The 14,872-nt window shown below is 64.8% G+C and carries 15 protein-coding genes; 8 read left to right on the top strand and 7 right to left on the bottom strand.

Going from position 1 to position 14,872, the window contains the following annotated elements; all coding sequences use genetic code 11:
- Nucleotides 1-54: 54 nt before the first annotated feature.
- Complete coding sequence (locus ACT2BZ_RS06385; protein WP_457940010.1) at nucleotides 55-807, top strand: TerC family protein; 753 nt, start codon at nucleotides 55-57, stop codon at nucleotides 805-807.
- A gap of 15 nt (nucleotides 808-822) precedes the next feature.
- Here ACT2BZ_RS06385 and ACT2BZ_RS06380 read toward each other — a convergent pair whose 3' ends face one another.
- Entirely contained in the window at nucleotides 823-1,626 is an 804-nt protein-coding gene (locus ACT2BZ_RS06380; protein WP_457940009.1) for an MBL fold metallo-hydrolase, read from the bottom strand.
- A 187-nt stretch (nucleotides 1,627-1,813) separates the two neighbouring features.
- On the opposite strand from ACT2BZ_RS06380, the gene ACT2BZ_RS06375 reads away from it, so the two are divergent.
- The 5 genes from ACT2BZ_RS06375 (at nucleotide 1,814) to ACT2BZ_RS06355 (ending at nucleotide 7,791) form a co-directional block, all read left to right on the top strand.
- A complete protein-coding gene (locus ACT2BZ_RS06375; protein ID WP_457940008.1) occupies nucleotides 1,814-2,563 on the top strand; it encodes a YebC/PmpR family DNA-binding transcriptional regulator in 750 nt (249 codons plus the stop codon).
- 110 nt (nucleotides 2,564-2,673) lie between these two features.
- Nucleotides 2,674-4,161, top strand: coding sequence for a carboxypeptidase M32 (locus ACT2BZ_RS06370; protein WP_457940007.1), 1,488 nt, complete (start codon nucleotides 2,674-2,676; stop codon nucleotides 4,159-4,161).
- Nucleotides 4,162-4,238: 77 nt separating this feature from the next.
- Nucleotides 4,239-5,891 carry an FAD-binding dehydrogenase gene (locus ACT2BZ_RS06365; protein WP_457940006.1) on the top strand — a complete coding sequence of 551 codons (1,653 nt, stop codon included), beginning with the start codon at nucleotides 4,239-4,241 and terminating at the stop codon, nucleotides 5,889-5,891.
- A 32-nt stretch (nucleotides 5,892-5,923) separates the two neighbouring features.
- Complete coding sequence (locus ACT2BZ_RS06360; RefSeq protein WP_457940005.1) at nucleotides 5,924-6,613, top strand: nitroreductase family protein; 690 nt, start codon at nucleotides 5,924-5,926, stop codon at nucleotides 6,611-6,613.
- A 29-nt stretch (nucleotides 6,614-6,642) separates the two neighbouring features.
- Nucleotides 6,643-7,791 (top strand): amidohydrolase, encoded by a 1,149-nt coding sequence (locus tag ACT2BZ_RS06355; RefSeq protein ID WP_457940004.1) that lies wholly within the window; start codon nucleotides 6,643-6,645, stop codon nucleotides 7,789-7,791.
- A 3-nt stretch (nucleotides 7,792-7,794) separates the two neighbouring features.
- Here ACT2BZ_RS06355 and ACT2BZ_RS06350 read toward each other — a convergent pair whose 3' ends face one another.
- A complete protein-coding gene (locus ACT2BZ_RS06350) occupies nucleotides 7,795-9,600 on the bottom strand; it encodes an ABC transporter transmembrane domain-containing protein (protein ID WP_457940003.1) in 1,806 nt (601 codons plus the stop codon).
- Between the two features lie 199 nt (nucleotides 9,601-9,799).
- Between ACT2BZ_RS06350 and rpmE the strand changes: the two genes are divergently transcribed.
- Together rpmE and ACT2BZ_RS06340 are read left to right on the top strand one after the other, a co-directional pair.
- A complete protein-coding gene (gene rpmE, locus ACT2BZ_RS06345) occupies nucleotides 9,800-10,021 on the top strand; it encodes a 50S ribosomal protein L31 (RefSeq protein WP_457940002.1) in 222 nt (73 codons plus the stop codon).
- A gap of 98 nt (nucleotides 10,022-10,119) precedes the next feature.
- Nucleotides 10,120-10,473: a DUF1304 domain-containing protein gene (locus tag ACT2BZ_RS06340; RefSeq protein WP_457940001.1), complete on the top strand. Its 354-nt coding sequence runs from the start codon at nucleotides 10,120-10,122 to the stop codon at nucleotides 10,471-10,473.
- Here ACT2BZ_RS06340 and ACT2BZ_RS06335 read toward each other — a convergent pair whose 3' ends face one another.
- From ACT2BZ_RS06335 to efp, 5 genes are all read right to left on the bottom strand, one after another.
- Nucleotides 10,474-11,505 carry a peptidoglycan -binding protein gene (locus tag ACT2BZ_RS06335; RefSeq protein WP_457940000.1) on the bottom strand — a complete coding sequence of 344 codons (1,032 nt, stop codon included), beginning with the start codon at nucleotides 11,503-11,505 and terminating at the stop codon, nucleotides 10,474-10,476.
- Entirely contained in the window at nucleotides 11,506-12,528 is a 1,023-nt protein-coding gene (locus ACT2BZ_RS06330) for a MotA/TolQ/ExbB proton channel family protein (protein ID WP_457939999.1), read from the bottom strand.
- Between the two features lie 107 nt (nucleotides 12,529-12,635).
- Nucleotides 12,636-13,346: a PAQR family membrane homeostasis protein TrhA gene (gene trhA / locus ACT2BZ_RS06325; RefSeq protein WP_457939998.1), complete on the bottom strand. Its 711-nt coding sequence runs from the start codon at nucleotides 13,344-13,346 to the stop codon at nucleotides 12,636-12,638.
- 74 nt (nucleotides 13,347-13,420) lie between these two features.
- Nucleotides 13,421-14,221 carry an inositol monophosphatase family protein gene (locus tag ACT2BZ_RS06320; protein ID WP_457939997.1) on the bottom strand — a complete coding sequence of 267 codons (801 nt, stop codon included), beginning with the start codon at nucleotides 14,219-14,221 and terminating at the stop codon, nucleotides 13,421-13,423.
- A gap of 27 nt (nucleotides 14,222-14,248) precedes the next feature.
- The gene (efp, locus tag ACT2BZ_RS06315) at nucleotides 14,249-14,815 is read right to left on the bottom strand and encodes an elongation factor P (RefSeq protein ID WP_457939996.1); all 567 of its coding nucleotides are present in this window, start codon (nucleotides 14,813-14,815) and stop codon (nucleotides 14,249-14,251) included.
- Nucleotides 14,816-14,872 lie beyond the last annotated feature (57 nt).

Here is a 14,872-nt window from a genome sequence, read left to right as displayed (position 1 = left end):
TTACAAACCTAACTCTGCCTGACATTCTCCGGACGACCCAAAAGAGCCGCCCACATGATCGAATTTCTTGCGCCGCATTTCCTCTGGACCAGCGACCCGACCGCCTGGGTAGCCCTGCTGACGTTGATCGTGCTCGAGATCGTGCTCGGTATCGACAATCTGATCTTCATCTCGATCCTGACCAACAAGCTGCCGAAGGAGCAGCAGGCCCGTGCACGCAGGCTGGGCATCAGCGCGGCGCTGATCATGCGGCTTGTCCTGCTCGCGACGATATCCTTCATCGTGCAGCTCACTGCGCCGCTGTTCACCCTGTTCGACCACGGTTTCTCGTGGCGTGACCTGATCCTCATCGCCGGCGGCCTGTTCCTGGTCTGGAAGGCCACGAAGGAGATTCATCACACTGTCGATCCGGACGACCACCAGGACTCGATGATCGGCAAGACGGTGCAGCTTTCGCTCGGTGCCGCGATTTTCCAGATACTGCTGCTCGACCTTGTCTTCTCGATCGATTCCATCATCACGGCGGTCGGCATGACCGACGAGATCGCCATCATGTACATCGCGGTGATCATCGCGGTTTCCGCCATGATGCTGGCGGCCACCCCGCTTGCCAACTTCATCGCCAAGAACCCGACAATCGTCATGCTGGCGCTCGGCTTCCTGCTGATGATCGGCATGACGCTGATCGCCGACGGCATGGGCTACCATGTGCCGAAGGGCTACATCTATGCGGCGATGGGCTTCTCGGCCCTGGTCGAGGCGCTCAACATGCTGGCCAGGAACCGTCGAAAGAAGGTCGATCACTAGTCCGCCAAGGGACTGCTACACGCCCTCGAGAACGATGATCGTCGGCCGGTCGGGCAAGGTCCTAAGCGACACCTTGAGCGAACGGCTGGCTCGCAAATCGACTGCGAAATCCTTGCCCATCCGGCTGGTGAACTCGCCGATCGGGGTCGAATGCCTGTGCATCGGCAGGATCATCGAGGAATAGAGCCGGGTTGTTATCTCGCTCATGCGGTCGAGGGACAGTGTCATGCCGCCGTCGACCGGCACCATGACAATGTCGAGCCGGCCGATTGCGCCATAGTGGGCATCTTCCAGATGGTGGTGCAGGTGGCCGAGATGGCCTATGCAGAGGCCCGCTACTTCGAAGATGAAGATCGAGTTGCCGTCGGCCTCGAGCGTGCCGAAACGCCTTATGTCGGTCGGCACATTGCGGATGTAGACATCGTCCAACACGAGTGCATGGCGCGCTGCGCCTCCGTCGGGGTTCCAGCCGCGCAATACGTGTTCGATGCCCGGGTCCGGCGTGTCCGAGAAATGGGTGCGGTGGGCCTTGTTCATGGTGACGACGCGCGGCAGAGGCTCTCTGCCATACACCCCAGAGAAATCCGTGGCGATCCTGACGCCCGCCGGCGTCTCGATGATGTAGGTCGAGTGGCCGGCATAGGTGATCGTCACGTCGCCATCGACGAAGAGCTGGGCCGGGGTGAAGCTGGCATAGGTAACGGACGGCAGCGCCTGAGCGATCGCCACGCATTTCGACGGCGGCGGCTGGTCCTGCGCCGCTGCTGCGAGCGGCCAGAGAAGCGACGTTACCAGAACGGCTGCGGTCCGCCGGAGCATGACTGTCTCCCGAATTCGGATTGGCGCGATCCGAAACGATAACCGCTGTGCGACGCTTGACCAGTGGGCAGTGCGCTGGCCGGGTCACGTTTTCGCGAGCCGTCAAACGCCTGTCGGCTGGACGTTTCTCCCCGACTTAACTATAAGCCCGCCATTCCGAACACTGCTGGAAGACGACAGGGACGCCATGGCCGGCCATTCACAGTTCAAAAATATCATGCACCGCAAGGGCCGCCAGGACGCGGTCCGTTCGAAAATGTTCTCCAAACTGGCGCGCGAGATCACCGTTGCGGCCAAGTCCGGGGCACCCGACCCGGCGATGAATCCGCGCCTCAGGCTGGCGGTACAGAACGCCAAGGCCGTGTCCATGCCGAAGGACAATATTGCCCGCGCCATCAGCAAGGCCTCGATGGGCGATGCGGAAAACTACGAGGAAGTGCGCTACGAAGGTTACGGACCCGGCGGCGTCGCGCTCATCGTCGAGGCGCTGACCGACAACCGCAACCGCTCGGCCTCGAACGTTCGGGCCGCCTTCACCAAGGCCGGCGGTGCCTTGGGCGAAACCGGCTCGGTGTCCTTCATGTGGGACCGCGTCGGCGAGATCTTCTACCCGGCCTCCGCGGGCGATGCCGAAAAGATGATGGAAGCCGCCATCGAGGCTGGCGCCGACGACGTGCAGTCCGACGAGGACGGCCACACGATCCTGTGCACCTTCGAAGGCCTCGGCGACGTCTCCAAGGCGCTTGAGGAGGCGCTCGGCGAGGCCGAATCGGTGAAGATCGTGTGGAAGCCGCAAAACAGCATCCCGGTCGACGAGGAACGTGCGCAGTCGCTGATGAAGCTGGTCGGCGTTCTCGAGGATGACGACGACGTGCAGAACGTCTACGCCAATTTCGAGGTCGACGAAGAGACGATGGCCAAGCTCAGCGCCGATTGAGCTGACTGCCGCCCCGCTGGTCGGCGGTCGTCGGCCGCCGGGCACTTCGCTGTCAATTGAACGTGTCTCCTTTGCGGTGCCTCGTGCCGCAAGCAACCAGGTCCAGAACGATGTCTTTCTCCAAGCTTGACGCACTGGGGCGCAAACTCGAGGCGCTCGAGCATGCGCAGGCCATTCTCGGCGCCGACGAGGCGACCCACATGGCGGTCGGCGGCGGCGAGAAGCGGGCCGAGGCGATGTCGGTGCTGGCCGGCATGCACCACCGACAGGCGACGGCGCCCGAAATCGACGACTGGATCGCGGCCGCAGAGACGGAGAGCCTGAACGAGGAGCAGGCTGCGGCGCTGCGCGAATTCCGCCGGCACCACGCCAACCTGACCTGCCTGCCCGCCGAGTTCGTCGAACGTCAGACAACGGCGCGCATGCGTTGCGAACAGCTCTGGCGCGACCTGCGCGGCAAGAACGACTGGGCGAACTTCCTGCCAGCCCTGGAGGGCGTGATTGCGCTGGTCCGCGAGGAAGCGCAGATGCGTTCCGAGGCGACGGGTCTCGATCCCTACGACGCGCTGATGGAGCAATACGATCCCGGCAATCGGGCCGCCGAGATCACGCCGGTCTTCACCGACCTGAAGGGCTTCCTGCGCGATTTCGTGCCCGAGGCGCTGGCCGTCCAGCAGGAACGTCTGGCACGGACGCCGTTGAAGCCGCTGTCGGGCGACTATCCGATCGAGCGCCAGCGCGAGCTTGGCCTCGCCATGATGGCAGCCGTGGGGTTCGACCTCACGCATGGCAGTCTGGCGGTGTCGCATCATCCGTTCTGCGGCGGCGTGCCGAGCGACGTGCGGATCACCACGCGCTATCGCAGCACGGAGTTTCTGTCCGCGCTGATGGGTGTGCTGCACGAGACGGGCCACGCTCTCTACGAACAGAACCTGCCGAAGGAGTGGTCGCACTGGCCGCTCGGAAAGGCGCGCGGCATGGCGATGCATGAGAGCCAGAGCCTGTTCGTCGAGAAGCAGCTCGGTCGTAACCCGGCCTTCTGGCAATGGGCCCTGCCCGAGGTGGAGAAGCATCTCGGCGAGGCCTGGAGCATCCAGGACATCCTGCCGCATGTGCATTTCGTCCAGCCGGGCCTGATCCGCGTCGATGCCGACGAGGTCACCTACCCGCTGCACGTCATCCTGCGCTACGAGTTGGAGCAGGAACTTGTCGCGGGGCGGCTCGAGGCGACCGATATCCCGGAAGCCTGGGATGCCCGCATGCGCGACTATCTCGGCCTGTCGACCGTCGACAATTTCGCCGACGGCCCGATGCAGGATGTGCACTGGCCTTCCGGCGCGTTCGGCTATTTTCCTTCCTACACTCTAGGGGCCATGATGGCTGCGCAGCAATGGTCGGCGCTGAAGGCAGAACATCCGGCCATTGACGACGAGATCGCCACTGGACGGTTCGACACGGTCAACGAATGGCGCCGCGCGAAGATCTGGTCGCAGGGCTCGCGCCATTCGACGCCGGACCTGCTGGAGCGAGCCACCGGGGAGCGCCTCAACGCGGCGCATTTCATCGATCATCTCAGGGCACGCTACGGTTCTTCGTGAGAGAACCCGCATGCGGGCTTGATCGACCGGCCGCGGGCACCCACACTCGCGTCGGTTGAAGGGATGCGGGGGAGCCGATGGGGGAACATACCGATGCCGTTATTGTCGGCGCTGGGCTGGCGGGGCTAGCTGCAGCCGCCGAGCTTGGTGATGCCGGCAAGCGTGTCGTCATCCTCGAACAAGAAGGCGAGAACTCGCTCGGCGGCCAGGCCTTCTGGTCGCTAGGTGGCCTGTTTTTCGTCGACAGTCCGGAGCAGCGCCGCATGCGCGTCCGCGACAGCCGCGACCTGGCACTGCAGGACTGGCTCGGGTCGGCGCAGTTCGACCGTCCTGAGGATCGCTGGCCGCGCGAGGTGGCGGAAGCCTTCATCGACTTCGCCGCCGGAGAGATGCGGCCCTGGTTGCACCAGCAGGGCATGCGCTGGTTCCCGGTGGTCGGATGGGCCGAGCGCGGCGGCGGCATGGCGCATGGCCACGGCAATTCGGTGCCGCGCTTCCACGTTACGTGGGGGACCGGCCCGGGCGTTCTTGCGCCGTTTCTCCGCCGCGTCGGAGAGCACGTCGCGCGCGGCACGACGGTTCTGAAGTTCCGCCACCGGGCGAGTCGTCTCGTGAAGACGAATGGCGCGGTCACCGGCGTTGCCGGGGAGATACTCGAGCCATCGACCGTCCAGCGGGGGGAGAGGTCCGGCCGCGCAGCGGTCGGCGAGTTCGAGGCCGGCGCTGACGCGGTGATCGTCACGTCGGGCGGCATAGGCGGTGACCACGAACTTGTGCGCCGCAACTGGCCGGCGAAGCGGCTCGGCCCTGCGCCGAAGACGATGGTCGCCGGCGTACCGCATCACGTCGATGGCCGCATGGTCGCGATCACGCAGGCAGCCGGCGGCGCGGTGATCAATGCCGACCGCATGTGGCACTACACCGAGGGCGTCAGGAACTTCGCGCCGATCTGGCCGAACCACGGCATCCGCATCCTGCCGGGCCCGTCTTCGCTGTGGTTCGATGCGTTGGGCAATCGCATGCCGGCGCCCTGCCTGCCGGGCTTCGATACACTTGGCACGCTGAAGCACATTCTGGCGACCGGCCATGACTATTCCTGGTTCGTGCTGACCCAGAAGATCATCGAAAAGGAATTTGCGCTGTCGGGCTCCGAGCAGAACCCGGACCTGACCTCCGGACGCTGGCTCGCGGTGCTGAAAAGCCGTCGTGCGAGAGGCGCACCGCCGCCTGTCGAGGCCTTCAAGGAGAAGGGCGAGGATTTCATCGTGCACGACACTCTGCGCGAACTCGTTGACGGGATGAACGCGCTGACCGGCGAGGGCCTGATCGACCACGACCGCCTGATTGCCCAGATCGAGGCGCGCGACCGTCAACTCGCCAATCCCTTTTCGAAGGATGCACAGATCGCTGCCATCAGAGGTGCCCGCGCCTATCTCGGAGACAGGCTGATCCGCACGGCAAAGCCACACCGGATTCTGGATCCGGCGGTCGGGCCGCTGATCGCGGTCCGGCTGCACGTGCTGACGCGCAAGACGCTCGGCGGCCTGCACACCAATCTGGACGCACAGGTGCTCGACGAGGTCGGCGAGCCGATACCCGGCCTCTACGCGGCCGGAGAGGTTGCCGGCTTCGGCGGCGGCGGCTACCACGGCTACAATGCGCTGGAAGGAACCTTCCTCGGCGGCTGTATCTTCTCGGGCCGCAGCGCCGGACGACACGCTGCCAGATGAACACTGCGTGCCTAACTGCTGGAGCCGCCCGCATGAGTGACCGATCCGGCGATGCCTATCGCCCCGTACCCCTGCCAGACTTCGAGGAACTCCCGCACCACGAGATGCGCGCCAATGCTACGGCCTTCTACGAGGACATGCGCAGGCGGCACACGGTGCGGGAGTTTTCGAACCGCGCGGTGCCGCGCGACATCATCGAGACCTGCATCCTTGCCGCAGGGACAGCGCCAAACGGCGCCAACCACCAGCCCTGGCACTTCTGCGTGATCGGCGACCCGGTGATCAAGAGCAAGATCCGCCTCGCCGCCGAACAGGAGGAGCGCGCCTTCTACGAGGGACGCGCGGGAGAGGAATGGCTGAAGGCGCTGGCGCCGCTCGGAACCGATCCGGAAAAGCTGTTCCTGGAAGAGGCGCCCTGGCTGATCTGCATCTTCGGCGAGCGCAAGAGCCGGTCGGCCGACGGCGTGATGCGCAAGAATTACTACGTTCCCGAATCCGTCTCCATCGCGACAGGCATATTGGTGACCGCGCTGCATCGGGCAGGTCTGGCGACGCTTACCCACACGCCAAACCCTATGGGTTTCCTCAACGAAATCTGCGGCCGGGAACCGCAGGACAAATGCTACATTCTGATGGTGGTCGGCTATCCGAAGGAGGGGGCCACGATCCCCGAACACGCGATGCACAAGAAGCCGCTCCAGGAAATCGCCAGCTTCCTGTGAGCGGCCGCAGCAACCAAGGATCATTGACGATGTCTCTCAGCAACCAGGACCTAGTCGAGCTTGTCGCCTTCCGGCGCCAGTTGCACGAGCTTCCCGAGATCTCGAACGAAGAGGAGAACACGGCGCGCGCGGTGGTGTCGTTCCTGAAGGATTCGGGTCCCGACGAGGTGCTGACCGGCCTCGGCGGCCATGGCGTGGCAGCCATCTACGACAGCGGAGCGGAAGGGCCGACGGTACTTCTGCGGGCCGAGCTCGACGCGCTGCCGATCGAGGAACTTTCCGATATCCCGCACCGCTCGCAGATTGTCGGCAGGGGGCACATGTGCGGCCATGACGGCCACACCGCAATCCTGACGGCAGTCGGACGGCAGCTTGGCCGCCGGAGGACCGCACGCGGCCGCGTCGTGCTGATGTTCCAGCCGGCAGAGGAAACCGGCAATGGCGCCGCAGGCGTCACGACCGACCCGCGTTATAAGCGGATCCAGCCCGATTTCGCCTTCTCGCTGCACAATCTGCCGGGAACGCCGCTCGGCCATGTCCGGCTGAAGGAAGGCGTCGTCAACTGCGCCTCGCGCGGCATGCGCATCGTGCTGACCGGCAAGACGGCGCATTCCTCGATGCCCGAAACCGGCACATCGCCGATGCCGGCGATCAGCGAGTTGATGCCGGCGCTGCCGGCGCTCGGCAGCGGCAGCTTTGCCGAAGACGATTTCTCCATGCTTACGGTCACCCACGCCTCGATGGGCGAGGCTGTGTTCGGCATCGCGCCCGGTCGCGCCGAGGTCTGGGCCACGCTGCGCACGCGGCTGGACGGGCGCATGGCCGATCTCTGCGAGGCCGCCGAGTCGCTAGCCCGGCGAATAGCCGCGCAGCAAGGGCTGTCCTGCGAGATCGACTATCACGAGATATTCGTTGCCAGCCTGAACGCGCCGGAGGCGGTCGGCCACCTGCGCGCCGCGCTCGACGCCGAAGGCATCAGCCACGACGAGGCCGAGCTGCCGATGCGCGCCTCCGAGGACTTCGGCCGGTTCGGCCACGGCTCCCGGTCGGCGATGTTCTTCCTCGGGTCGGGCGAGCGCCACCCGGCGCTGCACAATCCCGACTACGACTTCCCCGACGACCTGATCCCGATCGGGGCGAAGGTGTTCATGCGGACCGTGCGCAACCTGCTCGGCTGAGCATCACTCGGCAGCGCCGCGAAAGACGCTGGCGCCCGTTTCGAACTGTAGCTTGGCCAGACGGGCGTAGATGCCGCCCTTCTTGACGAGCGTGGCGTGCGTGCCTTCCTCGACGATCCGGCCGCCGTCCATGACGAGGATGCGGTCGGCCTTGAGTACGGTCGCGAGCCGGTGCGCGATGACGATGGTGGTGCGCCCCTTCATCAGCCGTTCGAGCGCGGTCTGGACCAGCGTCTCGCTTGACGCGTCGAGCGCCGAGGTCGCTTCGTCGAGCAGCAGGATCGGGGCGTCGCGCAGGATGGCGCGCGCAATGGCGACGCGCTGGCGCTGGCCGCCCGAAAGCATGACGCCGCGCTCGCCAACCTCGGTGTCGAAGCCGTTTTCCAGGCGCTCGATGAATTCGTCGGCCTGCGCGTCGCGGGCAGCCTGCGAAACATCCTCGGGCGAAGCGCCCGGCCTGCCAAAACCGATATTCTCACCGACCGTCGCGGCAAAGATCGTGACGTCCTGCGGCACGATGGCGATGTGGGAACGGACATCCCTGGGGTCGGCCCGCTTGACGTCGATGCCGTCAATGGTGACCGCTCCTTCCAGGGGATCGTAGTAGCGCAGGATCAGCGAGAAAACGGTGCTCTTGCCGGCGCCCGACGGGCCGACGATGGCGACTGTCTCGCCGGGCTTCACGCTAAAGGACAGCTCATGCAGTGCCGGCAGGTCCGGGCGCGCGGGATAGGCGAAGGAGACCCGGTCGAAGCTGACCGCCCCTTCGGCAACCGCCGGTAGCGGCACCGGGTTGGCGGGTGCGGAAATCGCCGGCTCCTCGGCCAGGATTTCCGTCAGACGCTCGGCAGCGCCCGCTGCCTGGGAAAGCTCGCCCCAGACCTCCGACAGCGCGCCAAGCGCACCTGCCGCGAAGACAGAATAGATGAGGAACTGGCCGAGCGTTCCCGGCGAGATCGTGCCGTTCAGCACGTCGCGCGAACCGAACCAGAGCACCATGACGACCGAAGCAAAGATGGTGAAGATGGCGACGAAGGTGAGTACGGCGCGCGCCCTGACGGATGAGCGGGCAGCCTGGAAGGCAGCCTCGACGGCGCGCGAGAATTTTCCGGTCACGAGCTTTTCGTTCGTGAAGGCTTGCAGCGTGCGGACCGAAGAAATCTGCTCGCTGGCATAGGCGGTCGCCTGGGCAAGCGTATCCTGCGCCAAGCGGGACTTGCGGCGCACAGATCTGCCGAAGGCAACGAGGGGCAGCACGACCAGCGGGATCGCGGCGATGACGAGGCTAGACAGCTTCGGGCTGGTGATGACCATCATGCCGAGAGCGCCAAGCCCGAGGATGGTGTTACGCAGCGCGACCGAAGCGGTGGCGCCGACTGCCGACTTGACCTGCGTGGTGTCGGCCGAGAGGCGCGAGACGATCTCGCCCGACTGCACCGTGTCGAAAAAGGCCGGCGACAGTTCGGTGACATGCGCGAAGACGTCGTTCCTGAGATCGGCGACGACCCGCTCGCCGAGCGTGATGACGAAATAATAGCGGCAGGCCGATGCCAGCGCGAGAATGGCGGCGATCACCACCAGCATGGAAAAATAATTGGCGACGAAGGTCGTGTCGGCGCTGGAGAAGCCGTGATCGATCATCCGGCGCACCGCAAGCGGCAGCGTCAGCGTGGTCGCCGCGGCGGCGGCCAGCGAAACGACCGCGCCGACGACGAGGCGCGGGTAGCGCCCGACATAGGGCAGGATCCGCCGCAAGGGACGAAGCGATCGCCTGCTGCGTTCGTCGGCCTCAGCCATCGTCACAGCCATCTCCCGTTTCCCTCCCGTTCGCCCGGTTCGCCAATGCTTCGGGCGCGGCCTTGTGATTCAATTTCGGCTGATGTATAGGCTCGCCGACCGTTTTTGAAGCCGTGGCACCTCAATAGCTCCGGCTCGACGTTTTTCAAAACAGGCGCATCGACGCAGGCCAGTGGCCTGAACTGCCAGTGCCGGAGCCAGGAACAGACCGATGAAAGACAAGATTCACCCCGATTACCACACCATCAAGGTCGTTATGACCGATGGCACCCAGTACGAGACGCGTTCCACCTACGGCAAGGAAGGCGACACGCTGAACCTCGACATCGACCCGAACACGCATCCGGCGTGGACCGGCGGACAGCAGAACCTGCTCGACCGCGGCGGTCGCCTGTCGAAGTTCAAGAAGCGTTACGAAGGCCTGACGATCTAGGCCTTGGCTTCTGCCGAGATTTTCCGGAAAGCCCGCCTCCATGGCGGGCTTTTTCGTCTGGAGGCGTTGCCAGGCTCGGAAATTGCGGAGGGAAGGCAATGATCGCAGTGATCCTGACGGCGGCGGTGGCGCTGCTCCATCTCGGTTTCATGTATCTCGAAATGATCGCCTGGACGCGACCGCTCGGTCGCCGGGTGTTCGGCACCACCGCGGAGTTTGCCGGCGCGTCCAAGGCTCTGGCCGCCAACCAGGGGCTCTACAACGGTTTCCTGGTGGCCGGTCTGCTGTGGGGCCTCTACCTCGGCCCCGACGGATTCGCGCTACGCGCCTTCTTTCTCGGCTGCGTCGTCGTCGCCGGGCTGTTCGGCGCGGCAACCGTCAGCCGGCGCATTCTCTACGTACAGGCATTGCCCGCCGTGGCGGCGCTGGTCGCCGTTCTGGCCGGCTGGTAGTCAGCGCTCCGTCAGCTTCAGTTCGATGCGACGGTTCCTGGTGCGCGCCTCGTCGCTGTCGGTCTCGTCGAGCGGCTGGAACTCGCCGAAGCCAGCGGCCACGAGCCGGTTTGCCGGCACGCCGCTTTCAATCAGGAACTTGACGACAGAGGTGGCGCGCGCCGAGGAGAGTTCCCAGTTGTCGCGGTAGCGCCGGTTGCCGGACACCGGGATGTTGTCGGTATGGCCGTCGACGCGCAGCACCCAGTTGATCTCCGGCGGGATCTCGCGCTGCAGCTCGATGATGGCGTCGGCGAGCTTCTTCATCTCGACCTTGCCGGCGCTGTTGATGTCCTCGGAGCCGGAGGGGAACAGGACTTCCGACTGGAACACGAAGCGGTCGCCGACGATACGGATGTTCTCGCGGTCGGAGAGGATTTCGCGCAGCCGCCCGAAGAAGTCCGAACGATAGCGATTGAGCTCCTGCACGCGCTGGGCCAGCGCCACGTTCAGGCGGCGACCGAGATCCGCGATCTTGGTGTTCGATTGGCGGTCGCGAGCTTCCGAGACTTCGAGCGCATCCTCTAGCGCGGCAATCTGCCTGCGCAGCGCGGAAATCTGCTGGTTCAGCAATTCGACCTGCGACAGCGCGCGTTGGCTGATCTGGCGCTGCTCGTCGAGCTCGCCGGTAACGGTGGCGATCCTTTCGGAGGCTGCAGCATCGGCGCCGGCGCCTTGCTCGAGCAGCTGCTGCAGGCGCGACCGCTCGCTCTCCGCGGCCGATAGCGAGGCTTCGAGGTTAGCGAGCGAATCCTGGGCGTCCTGCGTGCTGCCCTTCTCGAGCGCCAGGAGCTGGGTCAGTTCGTTGATCTGCGAGTTCAGGCGCGCCAGCACCTCGTCCTTGCCGCTGATCTCGCGGCTGAGCAGAAACTGCGCCAGCACGAAGACCGACAGCAGGAACATGATCGCCAGAAGCATCGTCGACAGCGCGTCGACGAAGCCCGGCCAGTAGTCGACGTGGCGGTCTGCTCGCCTGTTGCGCGCGAGTGCCACCTAGTTCATCTCGCGCTTCTTCAGCGTGTCGGCGAGGCGCTCGAGCGTCTCGCGCATCGCCCGCTGTTCCTCAGACTGGGCCTCGACCCAATCACGCATGATCTGCTGCTCGGAACGCATGTTCTTGACGAGGCCCGAAATGCCGTCGGCCAGATTGGCCATCGCGGTCGCGACGCGTGGATTGGAGCCGCCGGACTCCTGGAGGTTGCGGAGCCGTTCCGACAGGGCGCGGATCTCGTCGGAGGAATCTCCCTTCGACGTGTCGACCACGGCGATGTCCGAGGAAAGGTCGGTGACCGAGGAAAGCCAGTTCTCGAGTTCGGTGTAGAAGCGGGTCTGGGCGCGACCGGACTGCAGGTCGAGAAATCCGAGCACCAGGGAGCCGGACAGGCCGAAAAGCGACGAGGAAAAGGCCGTGCCCATGCCGGAGAGCGGTGCCGCCAGTCCGGCCTTGAGCGAATCGAGTACTGCGCCGGTATCGCCCGACCCTGGGTCGAGCGACTGGATGGTCTCGCCGATCGAGCCGATGGTGCGCAACAAACCCCAGAAGGTGCCGAGCAGGCCGAGAAAAATCAGCAGGCCGATGAGGTAACGCGAGATGTCGCGGCTTTCGTCGAGGCGCGTGGCGATCGAATCGAGCATCGAGCGCATCGAGCTTGTCGAAAAGGCCATTGTGGACGAACGCGACAGCAGCGCCTTCATCGGCGCCAGCAGGACCGGTTCGTTGACCTCGGAGCCTGCACGGAACGAGTTGATCCACCTGACTTCACGAAACAGGCGCAGCGTCTGCAGGAAGGTCAGCACGATGCCGATGAGCAAGATGCCGGCGATCAGTCCGTTCAGGCCGGGATTGGTTGCGAAGGCGGTCGATATCTGGCGCGCCAGGATGGCTGCGATGAAGGCGACGATGGCGAGAAACACCACCATCGACAGGAGAAATACCTGCGGGCTCGACAGCCTGTGTGGATCGTACTCGATCACGTCGGACGAACCGACCAGTCCGATTGATCTCAAAATGCCCATTCTCGCCCCGATTCCGTTGCCGGCAGTCAACCTGTCGACGACTCTAAGCGGAAATATGTCAAAAATGGAAGATACTTGGCGGGCAGCGGCGCTCGCGGGAGGCGTGTTCAGAGCCTGGCCACGACCAGGCAGTCGATGACGGCCGCGAAATGCAGGCCAGCGCCGGTGACCACGAAGACGTGCCAGATCGCATTCTGGAAACGCAGGCGCTGCCAGGCAAAGAACACGACGCCGCTGGAATAGACAATGCCGCCGGCGAGGATGAGGCCCAGTGTCAAGGCCGGCAGCGTGTCGAGCATGGGCTTGGCGACGGCAATGCCGCTCCAGCCGATCGCCAGGTAGAAGATCACCGCCAGCCGGTCGAATCGGCCGGGCAGCAGCAGCTTGATCGCGATTCCGGCTGCAGCCGCGCCCCACACCAGGGCGATCATGCGCCCCGTGACGGCCGGATCCTGAAGCTGCGCGAGAAACGGCGTATAGGTTGCCGCGATAAGCAGGTAGATCGCCGCGTGGTCGAAGCGGCGCAAGACCCATTTCGCCGGCGTGTGCGGCCAGATGTTGTAGGCGAGCGAAATCGACAGGACAGTCAGCAGCGACACGACATAGAAAATCGCGGCGAGATACTCGCCCGGCGCAGCGTGAAAGGCCGATAGAGAGAGCAGGGCAGAGCCGGCGGCTATGGCCAGGACGATGCCGACTGCGTGAACGATGCCGTCGGCGATGAGTTCGGCGCGCGAGTAGTGAAACCTGCCCCAGGAGGGCGGGCTGGCGTAGTGTGGTGCAGAATTTTCGCTCATCGTCGGCGTCACGTCGCCCATGTGACGCGCATCAGGCCTTCAAATCAAGCCGCGAAGGGCGCGCCTATCGTCGCGGACCGGCGGGCCGGCGAGACTCAGCGCGCAGAGACTGGACGCTTCAGCGCCTTCAGCAGCGCCTTGTGGATCTGCTCGTTGCCGGCAACGATCTGGCCGCTGCCGAACATGTCCTGGCCGCCCGACTTGTCGGAGACGAAGCCGCCAGCCTCGCGAATCATCAGGATGCCCGCAGCAACGTCCCAGGGGGACAGGTTGCCTTCCCAGAAGCCATCCATGCGGCCGGCCGCTACATAGGCGAGGTCGAGCGCCGCCGAACCGAGGCGGCGGATGCCCGACACTTCGGCCATGATGTTGCGCATCTCGACGAGAAACTCGCCATGGTGGCCGCGTCCGAGATGCGGCACGCCCGTGCCGATGACCGAATCCGACAGCTTGTTGCGGCCCGCGACACGGAGCCTGCGGTCGTTCATGAAGGCGCCGCCGCCGCGCTCGGCCGTGTAGAGCTCGTCCATGGCGGGGTTGTATATGACACCGGCGACGATCTGGCCCTGACGCTCCAACGCGATGGAGATAGAGAAGATAGGCAGGCCGTGCAGGAAGTTGGTCGTGCCATCCAGCGGGTCGACGATCCAGCGATGCTGGTCATCCTCACCGGCGACCTCGCCGCGCTCTTCCATCAGGAAGGCGTAGCCGGGGCGGGCACGCGACAGCTCGGTGAAGATGACTTCCTCGGCCTTGCGGTCGGCCTGGCTGACATAGTCGCCCGGGCCCTTCAGCGAGACTTGCAGGTTCTGCACCTCGCCGAAATCGCGGGCGAGCGAGCGGCCGGCCTTCATTGCGGCCTGGACCATGACATTGAGGATCGCCGAACGCGCCATCGTGCTGCTGCTCCGTTTCGCGCGGGGTCAGTCCGCGCGGCGGACGTAAGTGATTTCGTTGGTGTCGACGACGATGCGCTCGCCCGAACCGATGAAGGGCGGCACGAGGACGCGAATTCCGTTCTCGAGCATTGCCGGCTTGTAGGACGAGGCGGCCGTCTGGCCCTTTACGACCGGGTCGGCCTCGGTGATCGTCAGGGTCACCTGGTCGGGCAGCGAAATGCCGATCGGGCGCTCGTCGTAGAGCTCGACCGTCACCATCATGCCGTCCTGCAGGAATGCGGCGCGGTCGCCGACGAAATCCTTCTGCAGTTCGAGCTGCTCGTAGCTTTCGGTGTCCATGAAGATCAGCGCATCGCCCTGCTCGTAGAGGTAGGAGAAGTCCTTCTGCTCGAGGCGGATCTTCTCAACCGTCTCCGCCGACCGGAACCGCTCGTTGAGCTTGGTGCCGTTGATCAGGTTCTTCAGCTCGACCTGGTTGTAGGCGCCGCCCTTGCCGGGCTTGACATGGTTGGTCCTGACCGCGACCCAGAGCCCGCCATCATGTTCGATGACGTTGCCGGTACGGATTTCATTGCCGTTGATCTTGGCCATTTTCGATGTTCCGGAAGAGGTTTGCTTCGCCAGACAGGCGGTTTCGGCTGCTCATGA

Source organism: Mesorhizobium sp. 10J20-29 (assembly GCF_054130485.1).
This window is presented reverse-complemented; position numbering and strand designations above follow the sequence as displayed.